The following is a 25,665-nucleotide window of genomic DNA, read 5'->3' on the forward strand; positions in this document are numbered from 1 at the left end:
CCGATGGGTTACGTTCACCTCATGTCCCAACCCGCCAAGTCCCCTCGTTCCTCCGCCTCGACGGACGCCCCGGAGAGTGCCGCCGGCACCCGCGCCGCCGCCCAACGGCTCAAGATGCGCCGCGAACTGGCCGCCGCGGCCATGGAACTGTTCGCCACGAAGGGGTACGAGGCGACGACGGTCGACGAGATCGCGGGGGCTGCCGGGGTCGCCCGGCGCACCTTCTTCCGCCACTTCCGCTCCAAGGAAGAGGCCATCTTCCCGGACCACGACGACACCCTCGTCAGGGCCGAGGCCGTCCTCAATGCCGCACCGGCGCACGAGCACCCGCTCGACACCGTGTGCCGTGGCATCAAGGAGGTCATGAAGATGTACGCGGCGAAGCCGGCGGTCTCCGTGGCGCGCTACCAGCTGACCCGTGAGGTGCCCACCCTGCGCGAGGCCGAGATCGCCTCGGTGGCCCGCTACGAGCGGCTTTTCACGCGCTATCTGCTGGGCCACTTCGACGAGCGCGACCACCAGGTGGGCAATGACGACCCGCTGCTCGCCGAGGTCGCGGCGTCCGCCGTGGTGACCGCGCACAACCATGTGCTGCGGCGCTGGCTGCGCGCGGACGGGCAGGGCGACGTGGAGTCGCAGCTCGACCACGCGTTCGCGATCGTGCGGGAGACCTTCGGCACCGGGATCGGTGCGGGACGGACCGCCGGGGGCGAGGCCGGGAAGGCCCCCGCGGCCTCGGTCTCCAGGGAGGGCGAGGTGCTGGTCACCGTGGCCCGCACCGACGCGCCGCTCGACGAGATCATGCGGACGATCCAGCAGGCGCTGAAGGAGCACTGAGCCCGGCCCCTGAGCCCCGGCGGGGCTCTCAGCCCTCGGCGGGCTGCACGGGGGCTCCCGCGTACCAGGGCGGGGCCGCGGCGCCCTCGCTCCACGCGGTGAGCTCGTCCGGGCCGACACACACGATGCCGCACTGCTCGGCGTACTCGAGAGCCGGTTCGGTGAATTCGCCGGTGCTGACGACGAGGGCCACCTCGGCCTCGTGCACCGCGTAGCAGGTGCCGCCGAAGCGCTGGAGATCCTGCGAGCCGACCTTGTTGTCGCACGTGTACCGCTTGCACTGCACAACCAGCCGGCGGCCGTCCGGGGTGGTGGCCAGCACGTCCGCGCCCAGGTCACCGGCGCCTCCGACGACTTCGGCGTCGAGGCAGCCGTCCCGCCGGCAGAGGGCGGCCACGGCCTCCTCGAAGGCGTACGGGTCCATCGCCGCGTAGTCGACGGGCGGCGATAGAGGAGCGGGGAGCGGGGCGGTTTCGGCCTCCGGGAGCTCCTCCAGGGCGGCGTCCACCACCTCGTACGCGGTCTCGACGGCCGCAGCGGCCGCCCTGGCCGCCGCCCTGCGGCTGCGGCGCATGCGCAGGAGTGCCCAGACCCCGGCCACCAGCAGGACGACCGAGGCCACGGCGGCCACCGGGTGCTGTTCCGCGCTCTTCAGCGCCGTACGCAGCGCGAGTCCGCCGCCTCCGATCAGGAGCGCGAGGAACGCGAAGCCGAACGCCGTCCGCCGCAGGTCGAATCCGGGCCTGCGGCCCTTCCTGACACCTCTGCGCGTCTGTATCCCCATCGCGTGCCCCACCCCTTGTCCACTGCCGCCACATCAAGATCACTTCCATCTGCCCCGCGCCCGCCGGTTGACGCACGGGCCGGAAAAACCCGGTGGTCAGGCCGGGCGGAAGGTGCTCGTATGCGCGGATGGAACCTGACGAGATGCTGGCCCTCTTCGATCACGAGATGCGTGAACACGCCCGCCCCGACGGCCCCGGGGTACGGGTCGAGCGCGAGCCCGACGTCGTCCGCCAGGTCGGCTCGGCGGACGACTGGAACGGTGTCGTCTGGACGGCCCCGGACCTCGACGCCGTACGGGCGGAGGCGGCGATCGCGGCGCAGGTGGAGCACTACACCGGCCTCGGGCACGCCGAGTTCGAGTGGAAGGTGTACTCCCACGACCGGCCCGCCGACCTGGGCGGAAGGCTCCTGGCTGCGGGCTTCGCGGCGGAACCGCCGGAGACACTGTTCGTCGCCCCGGCCGCCGGCCTGACGGCCGGGGCGGAGCTCCCCGAGGGCGTACGGCTGCGGAACGTGACCGACGCGGCGGGGGTGGAGCTGATGGTCAGGGCCCATGAGCTGGCCTTCGGCGCCGACGGCTCACGACTGCGCCACCAGGCCCTGGCGCGCCTCGCGGACGCCCCGGAGACGTTCGTCGCGGTGGTCGCTCTGGCGGACGGCGAGCCGGTCAGCGGGGCCCGGATGGAGCTCCACCCCGGCACCGGCTTCGCGGGCCTCTGGGGCGGCGGCACGGCGGCCGGATGGCGCGGCAGGGGTGTCTACCGCGCCCTGATCGCCCACCGGGCCCGTATCGCCGCCGAGCGGGGCTACCGCTTCCTCCAGGTCGACGCGACGGATCAGTCGGCCCCGATCCTGCGGCGGCTCGGCTTCACGGCCCTGGGCACGACGACGCCGTACGTGTACCGCACCGCGCCGTAGCACGCACAAAAGAGGGAGCAACGGGTCATACCACCCATGATGTTGCTCATGCGTGCCTACGAGATGACAACTGAGAGAAATTGTTGGCACTGGGTGCCTTGCCAGCTGTCACGCAGTGCCATACGTTGAAGGCGTCCGGGCGGCCGGCGTGCAGAGATCACTCGTACGCCGGCTGTCCCCGCAGACCACGTGTCCGCGCGCCCGGGCGCCTGCGTCACAGGCAACCCCTTCTGCTCCACCGAGCAGGCCAAGAGCACCACCCGCCGAACCGACGGCACACCTCCACACCGCACCGCTCCCCTGACCACAGGGGTCCTCCGAGCGTTTCCCTCGACGCCGGAGACCCGATCTGCCGGAGGCATCACCGTGAAGGAAATCCTGGACGCGATCCAATCGCAGGACAGCACGGCCGCGGACTTCGCTGCCCTGTCCATCCCCGAGTCGTACCGCGCGGTGACCGTGCACAAGGACGAGGCCGAGATGTTCGCCGGTCTCGACACGCGCGACAAGGACCCCCGCAAGTCACTGCACCTGGACGAGGTGCCCGTTCCCGAACTCGGGCCCGGCGAGGCGCTCGTGGCCGTCATGGCCAGCTCGGTGAACTACAACTCCGTCTGGACCTCCATCTTCGAGCCGGTGTCGACCTTCGGCTTCCTGGAGCGCTACGGCCGGCTCAGCGAGCTCACCAAGCGCCACGACCTGCCGTACCACGTCATCGGATCCGACCTGGCGGGCGTCGTGCTGCGCACCGGTCCCGGCGTGAACGCCTGGAACCCGGGCGACGAGGTCGTCGCGCACTGCCTCTCGGTCGAGCTGGAGTCCTCCGACGGCCACAACGACACGATGCTCGACCCCGAGCAGCGCATCTGGGGCTTCGAGACCAACTTCGGCGGCCTGGCGGAGATCGCACTCGTCAAGTCCAACCAGCTGATGCCGAAGCCCAAGCACCTCAGCTGGGAGGAGGCGGCGGCCCCGGGCCTGGTCAACTCCACCGCGTACCGCCAGCTCGTCTCGCGCAACGGCGCCGGCATGAAGCAGGGCGACAACGTGCTGATCTGGGGCGCGAGCGGCGGACTCGGCTCCTACGCCACCCAGTTCGCGCTGGCCGGCGGCGCCAACCCGATCTGTGTCGTCTCCAGCCCGGAGAAGGCCGAGATCTGCCGGTCCATGGGCGCGAACGCGGTCATCGACCGTAACGCCGAGGGCTACAAGTTCTGGAAGGACGAGCGCACCCAGGACCCCAAGGAGTGGAAGCGCTTCGGCAAGCGGATCCGCGAGTTCACCGGCGGCGAGGACATCGACATCGTCTTCGAGCACCCCGGCCGCGAGACCTTCGGCGCCTCGGTCTACGTCACCCGCAAGGGCGGCACGATCACCACCTGCGCCTCCACCTCGGGCTACATGCACGAGTACGACAACCGCTACCTGTGGATGTCGCTCAAGCGGATCATCGGCTCCCACTTCGCCAACTACCGCGAGGCGTGGGAGGCCAACCGCCTGATCGCCAAGGGCAAGATCCACCCGACGCTCTCCAAGGTCTACTCCCTGGAGGACACCGGCCAGGCCGCGCACGACGTGCACCGCAACCTGCACCAGGGCAAGGTCGGCATCCTCGCGCTGGCACCCCGCGAGGGCCTGGGCGTGCGCGACACCGAGCTCCGCGAGCAGCACATCGACGCCATCAACCGCTTCCGCAACGTCTGAGGTCCACCATGACCGAACGTCAGAAGGACCGGCCGTGGCTCATGCGGACGTACGCCGGTCACTCGACCGCCGAGGCGTCCAACGAGCTGTACCGGCGCAACCTCGCCAAGGGCCAGACGGGCCTCTCGGTCGCCTTCGATCTGCCGACGCAGACCGGCTACGACCCGGACCACGTCCTGGCCCGCGGCGAGGTGGGCAGGGTCGGCGTGCCCGTCTCGCACCTCGGTGACATGCGGCGGCTGTTCCAGGACATCCCCCTGGAGCAGATGAACACCTCCATGACGATCAACGCGACCGCCATGTGGCTGCTGGCGCTCTACCAGGTGGTCGCGGAGGAGCAGGGCGCGGACCCCGACAAGCTCCAGGGCACGACGCAGAACGACATCGTCAAGGAGTACCTGTCACGGGGGACGCACGTCTTCCCGCCGGTCCCGTCGCTGCGGCTGACGACGGACATGATCACGTACACGGTCAACCGGATCCCGAAGTGGAACCCGATCAACATCTGCAGCTACCACCTGCAGGAGGCGGGGGCCACTCCGGTCCAGGAGATCGCGTACGCCATGTCGACGGCCATCGCGGTGCTCGACGCCGTGCGCGACTCGGGCCAGGTGCCCGAGGAGAAGTTCGGCGATGTCGTCGCCCGCATCTCGTTCTTCGTGAACGCGGGGGTCCGCTTCATCGAGGAGATGTGCAAGATGCGCGCCTTCGGCCGCATCTGGGACCGGGTGACGCGCGAGCGGTACGGCATCGAGAACCCCAAGCAGCGCCGCTTCCGCTACGGCGTGCAGGTCAACTCGCTGGGGCTCACCGAGGCGCAGCCGGAGAACAACGTCCAGCGCATCGTGCTGGAGATGCTGGCGGTCACCCTCTCCAAGGACGCCCGCGCCCGCGCCGTGCAGCTGCCGGCCTGGAACGAGGCCCTGGGGCTGCCCCGCCCGTGGGACCAGCAGTGGTCGCTGCGCATCCAGCAGGTGCTCGCGCACGAGAGCGACCTGCTGGAGTACGAGGACATCTTCGCCGGTTCGCATGTCATCGAGGCCAAGGTCGACGAACTGGTCACGGAGTCGCTGGCCGAGATCGACCGGATCCAGCAGATGGGCGGCGCGATGGCCGCCGTGGAGTCCGGCTACCTCAAGTCGGAGCTCGTCTCCTCGCACGCCGCACGGCGGGCGCGGATCGAGGGCGGTGAGGAGAAGATCGTCGGCGTCAACATCTACGAGACGACCGAGCCCAACCCGCTGACCGCCGACCTCGACGCCGCGATCATGACGGTGGACCCCGAGAACGAGGCGCGGGTCGTCGCCGCGCTGCACGAGTGGCGCGACAACCGCGACGAGGCCCGCGCCACCGAGTCCCTGACGGCCCTGAAGAAGGCCGCGGCGGGCACCGCGAACATGATGGAGGCGACCGTCGAGTGCGCACGGGCGGGCGTCACCACCGGTGAGTGGGCGTGGGCCCTGCGCGATGTGTTCGGCGAGTTCCGGGCGCCGACGGGCGTCTCGTCCGCACCGGTGGCCGTCGCCGCCGAGGCGGGGACCCCGCTCGCGCTGGTCCGCGAGAAGGTCTCCCGCACCGCCGCGGACCTGGGCATCGGACGGCTGCGCCTGCTGGTCGGCAAGCCCGGTCTCGACGGGCATTCCAACGGGGCCGAGCAGATCGCCGTACGGGCCAGGGACGCCGGCTTCGAGGTGGTCTACCAGGGCATCAGGCTGACGCCCGAGCAGATCACCGACGCGGCGCTGGCCGAGGACGTGCACTGCGTCGGTCTGTCCATCCTGTCCGGCTCGCACGCCGAGCTGGTGCCGGACGTGCTGCACCGGCTGCGGGAGGCCGGTGCGCCGGACATCCCCGTGATCGCCGGCGGCATCATCCCCCCGGCCGACGCGCACGCCCTCATCGAGGCCGGCGTCGCCGCCGTCTTCACCCCGAAGGACTTCGGCATCACCGAGATCATCGGCCGTATCGTCGACGAGATCCGGAAAGCGAACAAGCTCGACCCTCTGGAGGTCCCCGCATGACCACGCCCTCGTCCCCTGTGAACCGGCTGCGCCCGCGACGCTCCTGTCTGGCAGTGCCCGGCTCGAACCCGCGGTTCCTGGAGAAGGCCCAGGGCCTCCCGGCCGACCAGGTCTTCCTGGACCTGGAGGACGCCTGCGCGCCGCTCGCCAAGGAAGGCGCCCGGCACCACATCGTCGACGCGCTCAACAACGGCGACTGGACGGGCAAGACCCGGGTGGTGCGGGTCAACGACTGGACGACCCACTGGACGTACCGCGACGTCATCACGGTCGTCGAGGGCGCGGGCCCGAACCTCGACTGCATCATGCTGCCGAAGGTCCAGGACGCCCAGCAGGTCGTCGCGCTGGACCTGCTGCTGACCCAGATCGAGAAGACGATGGGCTTCGAGGTCGGCCGGATCGGCATCGAGGCGCAGATCGAGAACGCCAAGGGTCTGGTGAACATCGACGACATCGCCGCCGCCTCGCCGCGCCTGGAGACGCTGATCTTCGGCCCGGCCGACTTCATGGCCTCGATCAACATGAAGACGCTGGTCGTCGGCCAGCAGCCGCCCGGCTACCCGGCGGACGCGTACCACTACATCCTCATGCGCATCCTGATGGCGGCCCGTACGCACGACCTCCAGGCCATCGACGGCCCGTTCCTCCAGATCCGTGACGTGGACGCGTACCGCGAGGTCGCGGGCCGTGCGGCGGCGCTGGGCTTCGACGGCAAGTGGGTGCTGCACCCCGGTCAGGTCGACGCGGCGAACGAGGTGTTCTCGCCCTCGCAGGAGGACTACGACCACGCCGAGCTCATCCTCGACGCCTACGACTGGTGCACCTCCGAGGAGGGCGGCAAGAAGGGCTCGGCGATGCTCGGCGACGAGATGATCGACGAGGCCAGCCGCAAGATGGCTCTGGTCATCGCGGGCAAGGGCCGCGCCGCCGGCATGCAGCGCACCTCCAAGTTCGAAGCTCCGGAGGCCTGATATGCAGTTCGGACGCACCTATGAGGAGTTCGAGGTCGGTGCTGTCTACAAGCACTGGCCCGGGAAGACGGTCACGGAATACGACGACCACCTCTTCTGCCTGCTGACCATGAATCATCACCCGCTGCACATGGACAGCAATTACGCCGAGAAGACGACCGATTTCGGGAAGAACGTCGTCGTCGGCAACTACATCTACTCGCTGCTGCTCGGCATGTCGGTGCCGGACGTCTCCGGAAAGGCCATCGCCAATCTGGAGGTGGAATCGCTGAAGCACGTGGCACCGACCTTCCACGGCGACACGGTCTACGGCGAGACGACCGTGCTCGACAAGACGCCGTCGAGGTCCAAGAACGACCGCGGCATCGTGTACGTGGAGACGAAGGGCTACAAGCAGGACGGAACGCTGGTCTGCGTGTTCCGCCGCAAGGTGATGGTCCCCACCGCGACGTACATCAAGGAGCGCGGCGGGGAGCAGCCCGGCCGCCCGGAGATCGATCAGCCGACGAGCAAGAACGTGGAGAAGTAGCCATGAGCCGACTCGCACAGACCGCCGGTCTGACGGATGTCCAGCAGGAAATTCTCTCCACGGTGCGGGATTTCGTGGACAAGGAGATCATTCCTGTCGCGACCCAGCTGGAGCACCGCGACGAATATCCGACGGACATCGTCGAAGGGCTCAAGGAACTCGGCCTGTTCGGGCTGATGATCCCGGAGGAGTACGGCGGTCTGGGCGAGTCGCTCCTGACGTACGCGCTGTGCGTGGAGGAGATCGCCCGCGGCTGGATGAGTGTGTCGGGCATCATCAACACGCACTTCATCGTGGCCTACATGCTCAAGCAGCACGGCACGCAGGAGCAGAAGGACACCTTCCTGCCGCGGATGGCGCTGGGTGAGGTCCGGGGCGCGTTCTCGATGTCCGAGCCGGCACTGGGCTCCGATGTCTCCGCCATCTCGTCCAAGGGCGTCAAGGACGGCGAGGAGTACGTCCTGGACGGCCAGAAGATGTGGCTGACGAACGGCGGGACCTCCACGCTGGTCGCCGTGCTGTGCCGGAGTGACGAAGGCCACCCCGAGGGGACCGCCCCGCACAAGTCGATGACCACGTTCCTGGTCGAGAAGGAGCCCGGCTTCGGCGAGGTCCGTCCCGGTCTCACCATCCCCGGGAAGATCGACAAGATGGGCTACAAGGGCGTCGACACGACCGAGCTCATCATGGACGGACTACGCATTCCGGCCAATCGTGTGCTCGGCGGCACGACAGGCCGAGGTTTTTACCAAATGATGGACGGCGTCGAGGTCGGCCGGGTCAATGTCGCCGCGCGTGGCTGTGGCGTCGCACAACGTGCGTTCGAACTGGGCGTTTCGTACGCCCAGCAGCGCGAGACCTTCGGAAAGCCGATCGCCCAGCACCAGGCGATCCAGTTCAAACTGGCCGAAATGGCCACCAAGGTCGAAGCCGCTCATGCGATGATGGTGAATGCGGCACGCAAAAAGGACTCCGGGGAGCGGAACGACCTGGAGGCAGGGATGGCGAAGTACCTCGCCTCCGAGTACTGCAAGGAAGTCGTCGAGGACGCCTTCCGTATCCACGGCGGTTACGGCTTCTCCAAGGAGTACGAGATCGAGCGCCTCTACCGTGAGGCCCCGATGCTGCTGATCGGTGAAGGTACCGCCGAGATCCAGAAAATGATCATCGGTCGCCGGCTGCTCGAGGAGTACCGGTTCCAGGGCTGATATGTCCCTTACGAGGTGATTTGGTGGCGAAGAACATCACACCCGGTCAACCCCGTCGGGAGCCTTTCAGCTGTCCGACTCGGCTGCTGGCTTGCCCAGTTGCCGCTCGCACCCGATAGCATCGCCGGAAAGCCGCCGTCCCCCCGTTGCCAGCGCGGCATCATCCGCTACGAAGGTCATCCATGCCCGACAGCCAAATCTCTGCATCCCGCGGCGGGGTCCGCCTTGCGCGCGGAGCATCGCCGTGGCTCCTCCCGACCGTCGCCACCGCGGCCCTCAGCCTCGCCCGGTCCCGCAAGTCCGGGCGCTGGGCGGCCGTGGCCGTGCCCACCACCGCGCTCGCGGCGGGCATGCTGTGGTTCTTCCGCGACCCCGAGCGCGAGATCACCCAGGGCCGCGTCATCTCGCCGGCCGACGGCGTGGTGCAGAGCATCATGCCGTGGAAGGACGGGCGCACCCGCGTCGCGATCTTCATGAGCCCGCTGAACGTTCACGTCAACCGGGCTCCGCTGGCCGGCACCGTGACCTCCGTGGAGCACATCCCGGGTGGGTTCGTCCCGGCGTTCAACAAGGAGAGCGAGAACAACGAGCGCGTTGTCTGGCACTTCGACACCGAGCTCGGCGACATCGAGATGGTGCAGATCGCGGGAGCGGTCGCCCGTCGCATCGTCCCCTACATCCCGCAGGGCACGAAGGTGGAGCAGGGCGAACGCATCGGTCTGATCCGCTTCGGCTCGCGCGTGGACATCTACCTTCCGGAAGGTGTCGACGTCGCGGTCGAGGTCGGCCAGGCCACGACCGCGGGGGTGACTCGAATTGACCGTGATTGATCCTGATACCCAGGCGAGCTGGGTGCCCGAGGCGGAGGAGCAGGACGACGCCGAGGACATGCCGCTCTCGATGCGGCTGTCGATAGCGGACACGCTCACGCTCGGTAACGCCACGTGCGGTTTCATGGCGGTGTACTTCACCACCACGGGGATCCTCATCCCGCACCTCACGGGCAGCGACGAGTCGGGCATGGCCAGGCACTCCGCGGCGACCGCGGTGATCCTCATGCTCATGGCGGCCGTCTTCGACCTGTTCGACGGGCTCGTGGCGCGCAAGCTGCGCTCCTCCCCGATGGGCGCGGAGCTGGACAACCTCTCCGACCTGATCAGCTTCGGCCTCGCCCCGGCCTACTTCGTACTGGTGTACGGAATGGTCGCGGACGACGCACACCAGCGGGTGTCGGCGCTCGCGGCGATCGTGGTGCTGCTGGCGGTGGTGCTCAGGCTTGCGCGGTTCTCGTGCGTGACCTTGAAGGACGGCATGTTCCAGGGCATGCCGAGCCCCTTCGGAGCGCTCACGGTCGTCTCGATCGTGCTGCTGGAGCTGCCCTTCGTGCCGACGCTGCTCGCGATCATCGGAGTGGCGTGGCTGATGGTCAGCCGGGTCGAGTACCCGAAGCCGCGGGGTGTCCTCGCGGTGGCGATGCTCAGCTGGATCGTGGCCGCGATGGGTCTCCTCGCCGCCTGGGCGTTCGACGCCCCCGGCGGCCAGCTGCTCCTCCAGACCGGCTGCGCGCTCCAGGTCGTCCTGGGGGCGGTGATCCCGCTCTTCGCCACGGCACGGCGGGTGAACGCCTTCCGCGACAACCGGCGCGAGGCACGGGCGGCGCAGCTCCCGTAAGCACGCGGAACACCGTACGACGAGGGCTCGGATGCTCCCCGGCATCCGGGCCCTCTCGCATGCGGTGGCCGGGCCGCCCGCGGCGGGCGACGAGTCCGTGCGCTCCGGATCCGGCAGCGGGTGCGCGGCCGCGTCTCACAGGGGACGCTGGAGAGCATGCAGGACCACGCAGCCTCTGTCGCCGCCACGGGTTCGGGCACGGAGCTGCTCGGCAGTGCCCTGACGCACGTCGTGCAGGAGACCGGCGCGTCGGTGGCAATGCTGTACCTGCTCCCCCGGGACGACACCACCCTGCACCTGGCGGTGCTCTCCGGGGTTCCCGGCCAGCTGGCCGCGCCGTGGACCCGGGTGCCGCTGTCCGCCCCGATCCCGGTGGCCGACGCCGTACGCCTGCGGTGCCTGATCTGGCTCGGCAGCCAGGAGGAGCTGGCCCGCCGGTACCCGCGCCCCGCGCTCGTCCTGCCGTACCAGTTCGCCCTGGGGGCCGCGCCCATCCGTACGGGGGCCACCGACCGGGGCGGGCTCGTGCTGCTGTGGCCGGGCTCCCACTCCCCTGAGCTGACGCCTGAGGAGCGGGAGGCCGTCGTCAGGGGCTGCCACGGCATCGGCATGCTCCTCCAGCAGGCCGAGAGCAGCGGCTACCCGATCCTGTCCGGCGCCCAGCCGCACGTGCTGCCCCCTCCGGAGCCGCCCACCCCGGGCCCCGCCGAGGCCAGGGTCATCGCGGAGTTCGTACGGCGGCTGCCCGGCGGGAGCTGCGCGCTGTCGATCGAGGGGAGGGTCGTCTTCCTCGACGACGCCGCCGCGGACCTCCTGGGGACACGGGCCGAGGACATCCGGGGCACCCTGCCCTGGGAGTCGCTGCCCTGGCTGGACAACCCGGCTGTCGAGGACCACTACCGGGCCGCCGTCATCGGCCGTCAGCGGACGTCCTTCACCGTGCTGCGGCCGCCGGACCGGTGGCTGTCCTTCCACCTGTTCCCGAGCTCCACCGGCATCAGTGTCCGGATCGTGCCCACCGCGCGGCCCGGCCCCCAGGACGTCCCTGCGCCCTCGCTGCCCAACGACTCCGTGGCACCCAGCCGGGCCACCGCGCTGTACCACCTGATGCACCTGGCGGCGATGCTCACCGAGGCCGTCGGGACCCAGGACGTGATCGCCCTGGCGGGCGACCAGCTGATGCCGGCCTTCCGTATCCAGACCCTCGTCCTGATGACCTCCGTGGAGGGACGGCTGCGCATCGACGGCCGCCGCGGGACCCATCCCGCGCTCATGGACCGCTTCGACGGCGCCCCCCTGACCTCGCCCACACCCGCCGCGCACGTGCTGATGACGGGCATCCCCGACTTCTACTCCACCTTCTCCGAGCTGGAGCGCGCCTACCCCGCGGCGGGCCTGCGCAACGCGGTGGAAGCCTGCGCCTTCCTCCCGCTGATCGTGTCGGGGCGTCCGGTGGGCTCGCTGGTCCTCGCCTACGACCGGCCGCACCCCTTCGAGCCCGAGGAACGCGCCCTGCTGACCTCGATCGCGGGGCTGCTCGCCCAGGCCCTGGACCGCGCCCGCCTCTACGACAGCAAGGACCGGCTGGCGCACAGCCTGCAGGCCCACCTGCTGCCCCACAGCCTGCCCAGGATCCCCGGCCTGGACGTGGCGGCCCGCTACCTCCCCTCCACCCGGGGCATGGGCATCGGCGGGGACTTCTACGACCTGATCCGGCTCGACGACACGACGGCCGCCGCGGCCATCGGCGACGTACAGGGCCACAACGAGAACGCCGCCGCCCTGATGGGGCAGGTCCGCACCGCCGTGCATGCCTCGGCGGGCGCGCCGCCCGACGAGGTCCTGGCGCGTACCAACCGCCTGCTCACCGATCTCGACCCGGGCCTCTTCACCAGCTGCCTCTACATCCATCTCGACCTCGCCCGGCACACCGCCTGCCTCGCCACCGCCGGGCATCCGGCACCGCTGATGCGGCAGCCGGACGGGCAGACCGACGTCCTCAAACTGCCGCCCGGCCTCCTCCTCGGCATCGACCCCGCGTCCCGCTACCCGACGGCCGAGGTGCCGCTGCCGCCGGGTGCGGCGCTCGCCCTGTACACCGACGGGCTGGTGGAGGCCCCGGGCGTGGACTTCGACGACGCGGCCGCCGAGCTGGCCGCGCACTTCGCGCTCGCGCTGGACCAGGACATGGAGTCCGTCGCCGGTGCGCTGGTGCGGTACGCGAAGCGGGCCACGCCCGGCACCGACGACATCGCGCTGCTGCTGATCAACGCGCTGCTGACGGACGGCTGACGACGCGGGCCGGGGAGCGTGGAGAGCCCTGGGGTGCCGAGGCGGTGGGGTGTCATCGGCACCCCAGGGCGGTCAGGGGGCGGTCCTCGGACGGCCAGGGGTGGCCCGGGGCGGGTTCAGCCGCCGTAGAGGTCGTTCAGGCTGATGCCGGTGGTGCTGCCCGCGCCGCCGAGCCGGACCTCGTGGTCGAGACCGACGAACTTCCCGCCGGACTGCCAGAGAGCGGGCTTGAGCACGGCGTACTTGGCCTCGTCCCAGGTCGCCCAGTCGTAGCCCAGCAGGCCGCCGGTGTCACCGGAGTTGGGGTTCAGGCACCAGAAGGTGTGGTGGATGCCGTTCTCCACCATCAGATCGCGCAGGGCGGTCATCCACTTCTCGTTGGGGCCGCCGTCGAGGTGGCCGCCCCATTCCCCGACGAAGAGCGGCGCGGTGCCGTCCTTGTGCAGGTAGAGCCAGTTGGGGTCCCAGACGTCGCGCTCCAGCGTGGTGCGGTCCCACTCCCCCTCGAACCAGGGCTGCTGGTACACCAGCGGTCCGTAGTCGTGCGGGGAGTAGACGAGCTGGTCCTGCTGCGCGCCGAGGTCGACCGGGTGGTCCTTCGCCCCGCGCAGGTTCCCGCCCCACCACATGCCGTGGTAGTCGGCCGCCGAGGTGGAGGACCAGTCCGTCCCGTCCTTGGGGTAGATCTCGACGCCCTCGCACATGACCAGGACGTGCGGGTTGACGGCGAGGATGCGCTTCCCCGCGGTCTCACAGGTGTACTTGAAGTTGTCCTGGTCGGTGGAGCCGTCCCACTTGGCCCGGGGGCTGTCGGACTGCTTGCCGTGGGGCTCGTTCTTGACGTCCATCGCCACCAGGGTGTCGTTCGCCCGGTAGCGGGCGGTCACCCACTCCCAGGCGGAGTAGAACTGCTCGGTGGTGATCGTGCCCTTCCACCACACGGGGTGGATGTGGCCGGAGTTGTCGGCCTCCGCGCTGTGGACGTCGAGCATCACCTTGATGCCGTACTTCTCGGCCACCCCCAGGAAGGCGTCGAAGACCCCCAGGGTCGTCAGGCCCTCCAGCTCCGGGTTGGCCCAGGTGTTGACCGCGCTGGAGGGCGCCGCCTGGCCGTTCTTCCACTCCAGAAGCAGCTGGGTGGAGATCGGCACCCGGACGATGTTGATGCCGCGCTCCGCCATCTGCCGGGTGACCGTGTCCAGGTTGGCGGACCACAGGCCGTGGAAGACCCGCTCGGTCGCGTTGAAGCCGAACCAGTTGGCGCCGGTGAGCCAGACCCGCTCGCCCTGCTCGTCGACGATCCGGTTGCCCTCGGTGTGCAGCCAGTCCGTGCTGGCGCCGGCGGCGGGTGCCACCGCGTCCCGCGCTCCCACGGCCTGTGCGGAGCCCGTGCCGGACAGCGTCATCAGGAGGGCGGTCGCGGTGACGGCGGCGGCCGTCGCCCTGGCCAGCCGTTTTCTCATCCGTGGCTTCATCCGTTGTCGCCTTTCATGGGGGTGAGGCGGGCAGCGAAGGTGGGAGCGCTCCCATACCGTTGGTCACATGAAGCCAGCGCGGCGGATCGCCTGTCAATGGGCATGACAAGCTTCACTTCTTGAAGGCGTATGCCCCGTGGAGGCGCTCAGCATTCCCGCAGCTGAGTCATTAATTTGAGCGATGAAGACGAAATCTTGCGCAGCACCGTGGACTTCTTTACGGCAGTGCTCCTAGCCTGTGGGACGTCCGAAGAGCCCCTCGAGCCGCAAGGACGACCCACACGTGACCCCACCACTCGCTGGACCACGTCTGCTCAGACGCTCCCTGTCCGCCTCCCTCTCCCTCGCACTCGTCGCCGCGGGCACCGCGGCGGCGGTGGTGCTGGCCGGTGCTCCGCCCGCGCAGGCCGCGGCGGTCCCCGCGCCGTCGCCGGTCGGGATATCCGGCCGGGGCGCCACCGTCCCGTTCAAGGAACAGGAAGCCGAGTACGCCGCCACCAACGGCACCCTGATCGGCCCCGACCGCCTGTACGGCGCGCTGCCCTCCGAGGCGTCGGGCCGGCAGGCGGTGACCCTCGACGCCGTCGGTGAGTACGTCGAGTTCACGCTCACCGCCCCGGCGAACGCCATGACCTTCCGCTACTCGCTGCCGGACAACGCGGCCGGGACGGGCCGGGACGCCTCTCTCGACCTGCGGGTCGGCGGCACCTCGCTCAAGAGCGTGCCGGTGACCTCGAAGTACGGCTGGTACTACGGGGGTTACCCCTTCAACAACAACCCGGGCGACACCGACCCGCACCACTTCTACGACGAGACCCGCACCCTGTTCGGGTCGACCCTGGCGGCCGGTACGAAGGTCAGGCTCCAGGTCACCTCCACCGCCGGCTCACCGTCGTTCACCATCGACCTGGCCGACTTCGAGCAGGTCGGCGCCCCGGTCGGCAAGCCGTCCGGCGCGCTGGACGTGGTGGGTGACTTCGGTGCCGACCCGACCGGCGCCGCCGACTCCACCGCGAAGATCCAGGCCGCGGTCGACGCCGGCCGCACCCAGGGCAAGGAGGTGTACATCCCGCAGGGCACGTTCAAGGTGCAGGACCACATCGTCGTCGACAAGGTGACCCTGCGCGGCGCCGGGCCCTGGTACAGCGTGCTGACCGGGCGCCACCCCACGGACCGCAGCAAGGCGGTCGGCGTGTACGGGAAGTACGCGGCGCAGGGCGGCAGCAGCAACGTCACGCTCAAGGACTTCGCCATCATCGGCGACATCCGTGAGCGGGTGGACAACGACCAGGTCAACGCCATCGGCGGGGCCATGTCCCACTCGGTCGTCGACAACGTCTGGATGCAGCACACCAAGTGCGGTGCCTGGATGGACGGCCCGATGGACGACTTCACCATCAGGAACAGCCGCATCCTGGACCAGACGGCCGACGGGGTGAACTTCCACTACGGCGTCACCAACTCCACGGTGACCAACACCTTCGTCCGTAACACCGGCGACGACGGTCTGGCCATGTGGGCGGAGAACGTCCCGAACGTCAAGAACGCGTTCACCTTCAACACGGTGATCCTGCCGATCCTCGCCAACAACATCGTCACCTACGGCGGCAAGGACATCACGATCTCCGACAACGTCATGTCGGACACCGTCACCAACGGCGGCGGGCTGCACATCGCCAACCGCTATCCGGGCGTCAACTCCGGTCAGGGCACGGCTGTCTCCGGAACGCACACCGCAGCCCGCAACACCCTGATCCGTACCGGGAACAACGACTTCAACTGGCGCTTCGGCGTCGGCGCGATCTGGTTCAGCGGGCTCAACGAACCGATCAGCGGCGCCACCATCAACATCACCGACAGCGAGATCCTGGACAGCTCCTACGCCGCGATCCATCTGATCGAGGGCGCGACCAACGGGCTGCACTTCGAGAACATCAAGATCGACGGCGCCGGTACGTACGCGCTGCAGATCCAGGCCCCGGGCACGGCCTCGTTCGAGAAGGTCGTCGCCACCCACATCGCCCAGTCCAACCCGATCCACAACTGCGTGGGCAGCGGCTTCCAGATCACCCGGGGCGCGGGCAACTCCGGCTGGTACGCGGACCCGCCCGCCTGCACGGGGGTCTGGCCCGACCCGGTGTGGACCAACGGCGGGGTCCCCGGAGGCGGCGGGCCCACCGGACCGACCGACCCGACCGATCCCACGGACCCGACGGACCCGACGGACCCGCCCGAGGAGACGGGCAACCTCGCCCGGGGCAGGACCGTCACCGAGACGAGCCACGCCGACGTGTACGGCGCCGGCAACGTGGTGGACGGCAACGCGAGCAGCTACTGGGAGAGCCGTAACAACGCCTTCCCGCAGTCCGTCACCGTGGACCTGGGTGCCGCGAAGGCGGTGAAGCGGCTGGTGCTGAAGCTCCCTCCGGCCGCCGCCTGGGCGACCCGGACGCAGACGGTCGGCGTGACGGGCAGTACCGACAACTCCGCGTACAGCACGCTGAAGGCGCCGGCGGGCTACACCTTCAACCCGTCGAGCGGCAACACGGCGACGGTGACGCTGACGGGGACACCGGTCCGCTACCTGCGGCTGACGTTCACCGCGAACACCGGCTGGCCCGCGGGCCAGTTGTCCGAGCTGGAGGCCTACACCAGCTGACCGCGCGCATGACGACGGGCCCGGCCCCCACGGCCGGGCCCGTCGCTGTGCGGGGAGGGTCAGGGCTTGAGCGTGAAGGACTCGGCGGCCGGGGCCACTTCGGCCGGGCGGACCACCTTGAGGCCGCCCGGGGTCTTGGCGTCCGGCTTCATGACGACGGTCTGCCGGGTGGACGGCGCGGCCGGGTCGGTGAAGTCGTGCGCGATCCCGAAGTCGGCGCCGAAGTCCTTGATGGTGAGCAGGGCCTTGTCGACACCCTCACGGGTGAGGTCCTTGGACGCGCAGGCCTTCTTCAGCGCCTCGCCGAACACGGACGCCGCGTTGTACCCGGCGATGACGCCGTTGTCGAGGCCGTCCTTGGGGTACTGCGCCGCGTACGCCTCGGCGAGCTTCGCCGGGCCTTCCGCCGCGTCACCGATAGGCAGGGTGGAGGCGCCGATGTAATAGTCCTTCTGCAGGGCCGCGCCCGCCTGGGTCGCCAGGAGCTGCGGGGCGTACGCCGAGTTGTTGCCGACGACCGGGACCTTGAAGCCGGTGGCCGCGGCGACGCCGACCAGGGAGGCCGCCTGGCGCGGTCCCGCGCTGATGACGACCGCCTTCACGCCGGCCTGCTTGAGCGCGGAGACCTGGGCGGTCATGTCGTTGTCGGTCGGCTTGATCTTCTGCTCGACGACGGTGAGGCCCGCCTCCTTCGCCGCGTGCTTGGAGCCGGCCAGGGCGTTCTCGCCGTAGTCGCCCTCGAAGTAGACGTGACCGATCTTGTCGCCCTTGGCGATGCGCTTCCCGTCGAGCAGGAAGTCGATCAGGTTGATCGTCTCGACGTCGTACGTGGCCCCGATGACGCGTACGTACTTGGATCCGACCAGGTTCGCCGACCATGCCTGGGGCAGGACGATGCCCTTGTCCTGGCCGTCGATGCGCGACTCGACGGCGGAGACGAACGGGGAGCCGATGAACTGGGTGAAGCCGAGCACGTCCGGTTCGAGCTCGGTGTAGGCGCCGATCGCCTTCTGCGGGTCGTATCCGTGGTCGCGGACGGCCAGTTCGATCTGCCGGTCGCAGATGCCGCCGGCCTTGTTGGTCTCCTTCACCCAGAGCTGCTGGGCCTGGGTGACGCTCTTGCCGAGCGAGGCGTACACCCCGGTCATGTCGGTCAGCGCGCCGAGGGTGATCTTCGAGTCGGTGACGCCCTCCCCGGTCTTCACGCCGTTCTTGTCCGCGGCGCCGTCGTCCGACGACTTCGCCTTCTCGCTGCATCCCGCGAGGGTGAGGGTGAGAGCCGCGACGACGGCTCCGACAACACGTAGCTTCATTTCTTCTTCTCCCCTGGATTCTTCAGACGTGCAAGGCCGCCGGGCAGGAACAGGACGACCGCGACGACCGCGGCGCCGTACAGATAGCGGGACGCCTCGCCCGGTGCGATGCCGCCCGTGCCGGGGGCGGACACCAGGGGGAGGGAGTCGCTGTAGTGGGTGAGCACCTGCGGGAGCAGCGAGACGAACGCGGCGCCGATGACGGCTCCCGCGACGCTGCCGAGCCCGCCGATGACGATCATGGCGAGGTATTCGAGGGACAGGATCATGCCGAAGTACTCGGGCACGGTCCGCTGGAAGACCAGTGCGAGCAGGACGCCCGCGAGGCCCGCGTACATCGAGGACAGGACGAAGACACCGGCCCGGTACCTGGCGACCGGCACGCCCATCACACCGGCTGCGATCCGGTGGTCCCGGATGGCGTTGAGTGCCCGGCCGGGCCTGCCGCGCAGCACCCCGCGGGCGAAGAGCCCGCCGGCCAGCAGGGCCGCCAGCCCCAGGTACCAGAGCTTCTCGGACGACTGGAAGGGCACGGCGGCGACGACCACTTCGGCGTCGTCGAAGGTGAGGCCGAAGAGGGAGAGGGGCGGCACCGGGCGGCCGTTGAAGCCGCCGGTGAGCGAGTCCGCGTTGAACAGCACGTGCTGGCCGATGAAGATCAGCGCGAGCGTGGCGATGCCGAGGTAGGCGCCGCTCAGCCGCCCCGCGATGGGGCTGAAGAGTCCGCCGGCCGCGCCCGCCAGGAGGACGGCGAGGACGGCCGCGAGCCAGGTGGGCAGGCCGAGGCCGGTGAGGGCGTGGCCGTTCTCCGTACCGCTCTCCCCCGCCAGGATGCAGTAGCCGTACGCGCCGACCGCGAGGAAGAAGGCGTGGCCCATGGAGAGCTGGCCGGTGGAGCCGGTGAGGAGGTTGAGCCCGATGGCCCCGATCGCGGCGGCCATGGCGAAGAGTCCGGCCTGGAGCCAGAACCGGTCCAGGTAGAACGGGAAGAGGAGGAGCAGCACCGAGCCGGTGAGCCAGAGGTAGGGGGCGGGCCGGCGCAGCCGGTCGGTGAACGGCGTTGCGGTGGCGGGTGCGGCCGCCGGGGCGTCCTTGACGGCTTCAGACACGGGACAGCTCCTTCGTACCGAAGAGGCCCGCCGGCCGGACGAGCAGGACGACCACCATCACCAGGTACGGGGCGAGGTCGCCGATGCCGCGTCCGAGGAAGGAGAGGTCGCTCTGGTAGCCGGTGGCGAGTGACTCGGTGACTCCGACGACGAGTCCCCCGACGAGTGCCCCGGTCGTCGAGTCGAGGCCGCCGAGGATCGCGGCGGGGAACGCCTTGAGCGCGGCGAGCGAGGTGGCGCGTTCCAGGCCGGGGGTCGGGAACACGGTGAGGAAGAGCGCGGCGACGGCGGCGAGGGCTCCGGCGACCGCCCAGGCGGAGAGGGAGACCCGGCCGAGCCGGATGCCCATGAGCGCGGCGGTCTGCGGGTTCTCGGCGGCGGCCCGCATGGAGACGCCCCACGAGGTGAAGCGGAAGGCGAGCAGGAACACCGTGATGAGCAGTCCCGCGACGAGGAACGCCGCGATGCGGGTCTCGGCGAGGGTGACGCCCCCGATGGTGACGACGTCGTCGCCCCAGGGGTCGCCGAGCGAGAGCACGTCCGTGCCCATGCGGCGGGTGAGTTCGGTGGTGAGGAGGATGTCGACGCCGATGGTGACGATGGCCAGGACGCTCTGGTCGCTGCCCCGGTAGCGGCGCATCACGAAGAACTCGACCGCCGAGCCGACGACGGCGGCGCCCGCGATCCCGACGGCGAGCGCGGGCCAGAACCCGATGTCGTCGTGGAGCACGGCGGTGACGTAACCGCCGGCCAGGAGCAGCGAGGCGTGGGCGAAGTTGACGACCTCGGTCGCCTTGAAGATGACGACGAAGCCCAGGGCGATCAGTGCGTAGACCGAGCCGATGGACAGGCCGCCGAGGAGGAGTTCGATGAAGGTGGTCATTCCTGTGCCCCCAGGTAGGCCTGCACGACGGCCGGGTCGTTCTGCACCTCGGCGGGCGTGCCACCCGCGATCCTGCGTCCGAAGTCGAGTACGGTCACGGCGTCCGCGAGCCGCATCACCACCCCCATGTCGTGTTCGACCATGACGATCGAGATGCCGAGGCTGTCGCGCACTCCGGCGACGACGGCGGCGGTGCGCCGGCGCTCCTCGGCGGTCATCCCGGCGATGGGTTCGTCCAGGAGGAGGACCTCGGGTTCCATGCAGAGGGCGCGGCCGAGCTCGACGAGCTTCTGCTTCCCGTACGGGAGGGCGCCTGCGGGGAAGTCGAGTTCCTTGTCCAGTCCGATGAACTCGGCTATCTCCCTGACGCGTTCGAGGTGCCGCCGTGCCTCGCGGGTCGCGGAGGGCAGCCTGAGGCCGGAGGCGACGAATCCGGCGCGGGTGAGCCGGTGCCGTCCGAGCATGAGGCTCTCGGCGACGGTGGCGTGCGGGGGCAGGGCCAGGTTCTGGAAGGTGCGGGCGACGCCGAGGCCGGCGATGGTGTGCGGGGCGAGGCCGGTGAGTTCGGTGGCTCCCAGGTGCACGCTGCCCGAGGTGGCGCGGTAGACACCGGAGAGCACGTTGAACGTGGTGGACTTCCCCGCGCCGTTGGGCCCGATGACGGCGTGCACGCTGCCCGGCTCGACGGTGAAGGAGACCGCGTCGAGGGCGGTGAGTCCGGCGAAGCGCACGGTCACGTCGCGCACGGTGAGCGGGGCCGGGGCGGCCGTCACGCGGACCACCTGCTCAGGGTACGGGTGACGCCTTCGGCCCGGGCCGCGTCCTCGGCGGCCGTCTCGTCGACGACCCCGAGGTAGCGGCGGCGTACCTCGTCGGATGCGGCGAGTTCACCGGCCGGGCCGTCCAGGGCGACCTCGCCGACGTCCAGGACGTACGCCGTGGAGGCGAGCCGCAGCGCGATGGCCGCGTTCTGCTCGACGAGCATGACGGAGGTGCCGCCCGCGTTGATCTCCTGGACGGTCTCGGCGATCCTGGCCGCCATCAGCGGGGCGAGTCCGAGGGACGGCTCGTCGAGCAGCAGCAGGCGGGGCGCGGCCATCAGGGCCCGGCCCATCGCCAGCATCTGCTGCTCACCGCCGGACAGCAGTCCGGCGCGCTGGTGCGCGCGGTCGGCGAGCACGGGGAACAGTTCGTGTACGCGCCGGAGGGCCGCGGCCGCTGCCTTGCGCCCGCCGCGTGCCCCGAGTGCGCCCGCCCGCAGATTGTCCGCCACGGTCATCCGGGCGAACACCTGCCGCCCTTCCGGCACCTGGATCACTCCCGCCGCCACCACCTGGGCGGGACGGAGCCCCTCCAGGGGGCGGCCGTCGAAGCGGATGGTGCCCGTGCCCGTGCCGCGGTGGAAGCCGAGGGTCCGCGACACGGCCCGCAGCAGCGTGGTCTTGCCGGCGCCGTTGCCGCCGAGTACCGCGGTGATCGCGCCGGCCGGCACGTCGACGGAGACGTCGCGCAGTGCCCGTACCGGGCCGTAGCCCACGGACAGTTCGCGGATCTCGAGCGTTGCCATGCGTCCTCCTCCTTCCGACTGGTCGTCGTGGTGCCACAGACCAGCAGCGGGCACGGCGTGCGTCCACGGCCCCGGGCGCAATCGCTGCGGGTGACCAGTCTTCGAACGGCCCGGTTGTGCAGGTGCACAGAGGCGGGTGATCCGAGGTCGCCGCCCGTACGGCCGGTGGCATCCTCACCGGCCATGAGCGGGTCGGCTGCGGAACACGGCGAGGACATGCGGCGGCACGGTGACGGAGGGGGCCGGGCGCTGCTCGACGCCCTGCTGGAGGGCCGGTCGGACCCGGGGCTCGCGGCGCGCGCGGCGGGCGCTCTCGGTCTGCCGGAGCGGGGACGTTACGTGGTGGCGGCGCTGGCGGCGGGCGGATGCGGGCCCGCGGCCGGGGCGCTGGAGGCGGACGGTCTGCGGTTCCTGCGACGGGGCCGGGGGGACCGGGAGGTCCTCGTCGTCGCTCTGGGTGACCGGGATCCGGCGGTGCTCGCGGCGCTGCTGGCGCGGTGGTGCCGGGGCCCGGGCGGGATCGGACCGGTGGCCGACGGCCTGGCGGGGCTGGGGACCGCCCGCCGGCTGGCCGAGGTGGCGCAGCTGACCTGTCCGCCCGGCACCTCGGAGGTCGTACGACTGGAGGAGCGGCTGCCCGCGGCGCTGGTGGTGAGCCAGCCCCAGCTGTCGGCGCGGCTGGTCGAGGACGTCCTGGGACCGCTGCTGGCGGCGGCCCCGGCGGACCGGGCGTTGCTGCTGCGGACGTTCGAGGCGTGGCTGGAGTGCGGGGGGTCGGCGGGCCGGGCGGCGGGGCGGCTGTACTGCCACCGCAACACCGTGCTCAACCGGTTGCGGCGGCTGGAGCGGCTGACCTCGCGGTCGCTGACGCGGCCGCGCGAACTGATCGAGATGATGCTGGCACTGGACGCGTTCCGGCTGACGGCGCAGCGGCCTTGAGACGGTGCGCGTTCCGGCTGACGGTGCAGCGGCCTTGAGGGCGGTGCACGTTCCGGCTGACGCTTCGGCCGTGAGGACGGTGCGCGTTCCGGCTGACGGTGCAGCCGTGCGGGGTGCACGTTCAGACTGACGCCGCAGCCGTGAGGGGGCGCCGGGCGCGCCGGCGCCCCCTCATGACGGTGCGTCAGGACAGGAAGTCGCGGGCGATCGCCTCGGCCGCGCGTTCCAGCAGGGGTCCGGCCTGCGCCATGCAGACCGCGGGGTCCGGCTCCAGGTCCGTCAGGGCGTAGGCCCGGCTGATGCCCGAACCGGCCAGTGCCTCCGGCGGCAGGGCGAGACGCCCGCACACGGCGACGGTCCTCACCCCGGCGGCGCGTGCCGCGGCGGCGACACCCGCAGGGGCCTTGCCGTGCAGGGTCTGCTCGTCGAGCGAGCCCTCACCGGTGACGACGAGGGTGGCCCGGGCCAGGGCGGGCGCGAAGCCGAGGACGTCCAGCATGACGTCGATGCCGGGGCGGAAGCGCGCGCCCAGCGCGACCAGCGCGCCGTACCCGATGCCGCCGGCGGCGCCCGCCCCGGGCAGCTCGGCGGTCTCGGGTCCCAGTACGGACGCGTAGTGGGCGAGTGCCGCGTCGAGGACCGCGATGTCGTCCTCGGTGGCGCCCTTCTGCCGCCCATAGACCTCGGGGGCGCCCTTCGGGCCGGTCAGCGGGTTGTCCACGTCGCTGGCCAGGATCAGGTCGACGTCCGCGAGCCGGGGGTCGAGGCCCGACAGGTCGGCCTCGGCCAGCCCCGCGAGCGCGGCGCCTCCGGGGCCGAGGGGCTTGCCGTCACCGTCCAGGAAGCGCGCGCCGAGCGCGGCGAGCATGCCCGCGCCGCCGTCGTTCGTGGCACTGCCGCCGACGCCGAACACGATCGTCCGGGCGCCCGCGTCGAGCGCCGCCGCGAGCAGTTCCCCGGAGCCGTACGTGGTCGCCGTGAGCGGGGCGAACTCCCCTGCGGGCAGGTGCTGGAGGCCCGAGGCCTCGGCCATCTCGACCACGGCGGTGGTGTCCCGCACCGCGTACGCCGCCGTGACCGGGTCGCCCAGCGGTCCGGTCACCCGCGCCTCGCGGCGCTCGAATCCGGCGGCCACCGCCGCCGCGACCGTGCCGTCGCCGCCGTCCGCGACGGGCAGGGTCTCGACCCGTACCCCGGGGACGACGCGCCGCAGCCCGGCCGTCACCCGCTCCGCGACCTGTACGGCCGTGAGCGAGCCCTTGAACTTGTCCGCCGCCACGAGCACGTGGGCGGTCTCCATCGCTGCTCCGTCCGTCACCTTGCATCCCTTTGCTTTCGAACAGGCAGTCGCGCCGCCCCGACCCTATCCGGACCACCCCTGATCTGCCCATGGCTGTCCGAAACCGCGTGACCGGGCCCTACGCTGCCTCCGTGACCACCTCTGACTACGCCACCTACATCGCCGGCCTCCCCCGTGTCCTCGCCGGGGCCGCCACCCTCTTCCGGGACGGGCGGGGACGGGTCCTGCTCGTCGAGCCGAACTACCGGGAGGGCTGGGCGCTGCCCGGCGGCACCGTCGAGTCGGACGAGGGGGAGACTCCGCGCCAGGGCGCGCGCCGGGAGACGGCGGAGGAGATCGGCCTCGACCTCGCTCCCGGCCGGCTCCTCGCGGTCGACTGGGTGCGCGGCGTGGGCCGGCCGCCGATCGTCGCCTATCTCTACGACGGCGGGGTGCTGGCGCAGGAGCAGTTCGACGCGATCCGGATCCAGGACGACGAGCTCCTCTCCTGGCGGCTGGTGGACCGCGCCGACCTCGCCGCGTATCTGCCGGACCGGCTCGCACAGCGGGTCGGGGCGGCGCTGGAGGTGCTGGACTCCGGCGCGGGCGCCGCCGAGCTGGAGGACGGTGCTCCGGTCACGGGGTGACCGGGTGCGCGGGTGACAGGGGTGGACAGGTGACACCGATGCGCGGGGTGAGACGGGTGCGCAGGTGCGCGGGCCTGCCGTAATGCCGTCGCGGACCCGGGGGTGCCGTCCGTAGGCTCGGGGCCATGACTCTCGTCGCGATCCTCAGCGGCGCCGGCGTCTCCACGGACTCCGGCATCCCCGACTACCGCGGTCCGCAGGGCCTCTGGCGCACGGACCCGGAGGCGGAGAAGCTCGTCACGTACGACTTCTACATGGCGGATCCGGAGATCCGTCGCCGCTCCTGGCAGATGCGCCGCGAGAGTGCCGCGTGGAACGCCGAGCCGAACGCCGCCCATCGGGCGGTGGCCGCGCTGGAGCAATCCGGCACCCCGGTCCGGGTGATCACACAGAACGTCGACGGACTGCACCAGCTGGCGGGGCTGTCCGCCCGCAAGGTCCTCGAACTCCACGGCACGGCGCGCGAGGTGGTCTGCACCCGGTGCCACGCCCGGTCGGCCATGGCGGACGCGCTGGCCCGGGTCGACGCGGGCGAGCCCGACCCGCCGTGCACGGTCTGCGGCGGGATCCTGAAGTCGGCGACGGTGATGTTCGGCGAGCGCCTGGATCCGCAGGTGCTGGCCGACGCGATGGCGATCACCAAGGCCTGCCAGGTGTTCGTCGCGGTGGGCACGACGCTCCAGGTGCAGCCCGCGGCCTCGCTGGCGGGGATCGCGGTGGAGCACGGGGCCTCACTGATCGTGGTGAACGCCGAGCCGACCCCGTACGACGAGCTGGCCGAGGAGACGATCCGCGAGCCCATCGGGACGGCGCTGCCCGCGCTGCTGGAACGGCTGTCCGCGGACCGGGGGTGAGGT

At 70.8% G+C, this 25,665-nt stretch carries 22 protein-coding genes; 14 read left to right on the forward strand and 8 right to left on the reverse strand.

Annotation, left to right across the window (positions count from 1 at the left end; translation table 11 throughout):
- Positions 1–21: 21 nt before the first annotated feature.
- Positions 22–837 carry a TetR family transcriptional regulator gene (locus JKV81_RS32835; RefSeq protein WP_124275681.1) on the forward strand — a complete coding sequence of 272 codons (816 nt, stop codon included), beginning with the start codon at positions 22–24 and terminating at the stop codon, positions 835–837.
- Between the two features lie 28 nt (positions 838–865).
- Here JKV81_RS32835 and JKV81_RS32840 read toward each other — a convergent pair whose 3' ends face one another.
- Entirely contained in the window at positions 866–1,621 is a 756-nt protein-coding gene (locus tag JKV81_RS32840) for a restriction endonuclease (RefSeq protein ID WP_202079284.1), read from the reverse strand.
- 128 nt (positions 1,622–1,749) lie between these two features.
- Here JKV81_RS32840 and JKV81_RS32845 point away from each other — a divergent pair, with 128 nt between their 5' ends.
- The 9 genes from JKV81_RS32845 to JKV81_RS32885 all read left to right on the forward strand — a co-directional run bounded on the left by JKV81_RS32845 (position 1,750) and on the right by JKV81_RS32885 (position 12,937).
- A complete protein-coding gene (locus tag JKV81_RS32845) occupies positions 1,750–2,541 on the forward strand; it encodes a GNAT family N-acetyltransferase (protein WP_202079286.1) in 792 nt (263 codons plus the stop codon).
- 366 nt (positions 2,542–2,907) lie between these two features.
- Positions 2,908–4,245 carry a crotonyl-CoA carboxylase/reductase gene (gene ccrA / locus JKV81_RS32850; protein WP_164992733.1) on the forward strand — a complete coding sequence of 446 codons (1,338 nt, stop codon included), beginning with the start codon at positions 2,908–2,910 and terminating at the stop codon, positions 4,243–4,245.
- A gap of 8 nt (positions 4,246–4,253) precedes the next feature.
- Complete coding sequence (locus JKV81_RS32855) at positions 4,254–6,266, forward strand: ethylmalonyl-CoA mutase (protein ID WP_099175234.1); 2,013 nt, start codon at positions 4,254–4,256, stop codon at positions 6,264–6,266.
- Entirely contained in the window at positions 6,263–7,237 is a 975-nt protein-coding gene (locus JKV81_RS32860; RefSeq protein ID WP_129266418.1) for an HpcH/HpaI aldolase/citrate lyase family protein, read from the forward strand. Before JKV81_RS32855 ends, JKV81_RS32860 begins: the two co-directional genes overlap by 4 nt.
- 1 nt (position 7,238) lies before the next feature.
- Positions 7,239–7,766, forward strand: a complete 528-nt coding sequence (locus JKV81_RS32865) for a MaoC family dehydratase (protein ID WP_124275675.1) — start codon at positions 7,239–7,241, stop codon at positions 7,764–7,766.
- Positions 7,767–7,768: 2 nt separating this feature from the next.
- Positions 7,769–8,974 (forward strand): acyl-CoA dehydrogenase family protein, encoded by a 1,206-nt coding sequence (locus tag JKV81_RS32870; RefSeq protein WP_202079288.1) that lies wholly within the window; start codon positions 7,769–7,771, stop codon positions 8,972–8,974.
- Positions 8,975–9,156: 182 nt separating this feature from the next.
- A complete protein-coding gene (locus tag JKV81_RS32875) occupies positions 9,157–9,804 on the forward strand; it encodes a phosphatidylserine decarboxylase (protein WP_099175230.1) in 648 nt (215 codons plus the stop codon).
- Positions 9,805–9,826: 22 nt separating this feature from the next.
- Positions 9,827–10,645 carry a CDP-diacylglycerol--serine O-phosphatidyltransferase gene (gene pssA / locus JKV81_RS32880; RefSeq protein ID WP_187281897.1) on the forward strand — a complete coding sequence of 273 codons (819 nt, stop codon included), beginning with the start codon at positions 9,827–9,829 and terminating at the stop codon, positions 10,643–10,645.
- Positions 10,646–10,801: 156 nt separating this feature from the next.
- Positions 10,802–12,937: a SpoIIE family protein phosphatase gene (locus JKV81_RS32885; RefSeq protein WP_202079290.1), complete on the forward strand. Its 2,136-nt coding sequence runs from the start codon at positions 10,802–10,804 to the stop codon at positions 12,935–12,937.
- 116 nt (positions 12,938–13,053) lie between these two features.
- On the opposite strand, the gene JKV81_RS32890 is transcribed toward JKV81_RS32885, so the two are convergent.
- Positions 13,054–14,400 (reverse strand): glycoside hydrolase family 5 protein, encoded by a 1,347-nt coding sequence (locus tag JKV81_RS32890; RefSeq protein WP_236058379.1) that lies wholly within the window; start codon positions 14,398–14,400, stop codon positions 13,054–13,056.
- 295 nt (positions 14,401–14,695) lie between these two features.
- On the opposite strand from JKV81_RS32890, the gene JKV81_RS32895 reads away from it, so the two are divergent.
- Positions 14,696–17,071: a galactose-binding domain-containing protein gene (locus JKV81_RS32895; protein WP_202079293.1), complete on the forward strand. Its 2,376-nt coding sequence runs from the start codon at positions 14,696–14,698 to the stop codon at positions 17,069–17,071.
- 59 nt (positions 17,072–17,130) lie between these two features.
- On the opposite strand, the gene JKV81_RS32900 is transcribed toward JKV81_RS32895, so the two are convergent.
- From JKV81_RS32900 to JKV81_RS32920, 5 genes are read right to left on the reverse strand one after another with little or no spacing between them, the layout of a single operon-like run.
- Entirely contained in the window at positions 17,131–18,384 is a 1,254-nt protein-coding gene (locus JKV81_RS32900; RefSeq protein WP_099175225.1) for an ABC transporter substrate-binding protein, read from the reverse strand.
- The gene (locus tag JKV81_RS32905; protein ID WP_129266412.1) at positions 18,381–19,493 is read right to left on the reverse strand and encodes a branched-chain amino acid ABC transporter permease; all 1,113 of its coding nucleotides are present in this window, start codon (positions 19,491–19,493) and stop codon (positions 18,381–18,383) included. Before JKV81_RS32905 ends, JKV81_RS32900 begins: the two co-directional genes overlap by 4 nt.
- Positions 19,486–20,376 (reverse strand): branched-chain amino acid ABC transporter permease, encoded by an 891-nt coding sequence (locus JKV81_RS32910; RefSeq protein WP_124275668.1) that lies wholly within the window; start codon positions 20,374–20,376, stop codon positions 19,486–19,488. The genes JKV81_RS32905 and JKV81_RS32910 overlap by 8 nt, the downstream gene beginning before the upstream one ends.
- Positions 20,373–21,158 carry an ABC transporter ATP-binding protein gene (locus JKV81_RS32915; protein WP_129266411.1) on the reverse strand — a complete coding sequence of 262 codons (786 nt, stop codon included), beginning with the start codon at positions 21,156–21,158 and terminating at the stop codon, positions 20,373–20,375. Before JKV81_RS32915 ends, JKV81_RS32910 begins: the two co-directional genes overlap by 4 nt.
- Entirely contained in the window at positions 21,146–21,943 is a 798-nt protein-coding gene (locus tag JKV81_RS32920; RefSeq protein WP_099175221.1) for an ABC transporter ATP-binding protein, read from the reverse strand. The genes JKV81_RS32915 and JKV81_RS32920 overlap by 13 nt, the downstream gene beginning before the upstream one ends.
- Before the next feature lie 183 nt (positions 21,944–22,126).
- Here JKV81_RS32920 and JKV81_RS32925 point away from each other — a divergent pair, with 183 nt between their 5' ends.
- The gene (locus JKV81_RS32925; protein WP_236058381.1) at positions 22,127–22,882 is read left to right on the forward strand and encodes a helix-turn-helix domain-containing protein; all 756 of its coding nucleotides are present in this window, start codon (positions 22,127–22,129) and stop codon (positions 22,880–22,882) included.
- Between the two features lie 184 nt (positions 22,883–23,066).
- On the opposite strand, the gene JKV81_RS32930 is transcribed toward JKV81_RS32925, so the two are convergent.
- Complete coding sequence (locus JKV81_RS32930; RefSeq protein WP_202079295.1) at positions 23,067–24,182, reverse strand: glycerate kinase; 1,116 nt, start codon at positions 24,180–24,182, stop codon at positions 23,067–23,069.
- 131 nt (positions 24,183–24,313) lie between these two features.
- Here JKV81_RS32930 and JKV81_RS32935 point away from each other — a divergent pair, with 131 nt between their 5' ends.
- Together JKV81_RS32935 and JKV81_RS32940 are read left to right on the forward strand one after the other, a co-directional pair.
- A complete protein-coding gene (locus JKV81_RS32935; RefSeq protein ID WP_129266409.1) occupies positions 24,314–24,808 on the forward strand; it encodes an NUDIX domain-containing protein in 495 nt (164 codons plus the stop codon).
- Positions 24,809–24,933: 125 nt separating this feature from the next.
- Complete coding sequence (locus JKV81_RS32940; protein WP_124275665.1) at positions 24,934–25,662, forward strand: SIR2 family NAD-dependent protein deacylase; 729 nt, start codon at positions 24,934–24,936, stop codon at positions 25,660–25,662.
- Positions 25,663–25,665 lie beyond the last annotated feature (3 nt).

Origin of the sequence: Streptomyces silvae, assembly GCF_016745505.1 — a bacterium.
Taxonomy (GTDB): domain Bacteria; phylum Actinomycetota; class Actinomycetes; order Streptomycetales; family Streptomycetaceae; genus Streptomyces; species Streptomyces silvae.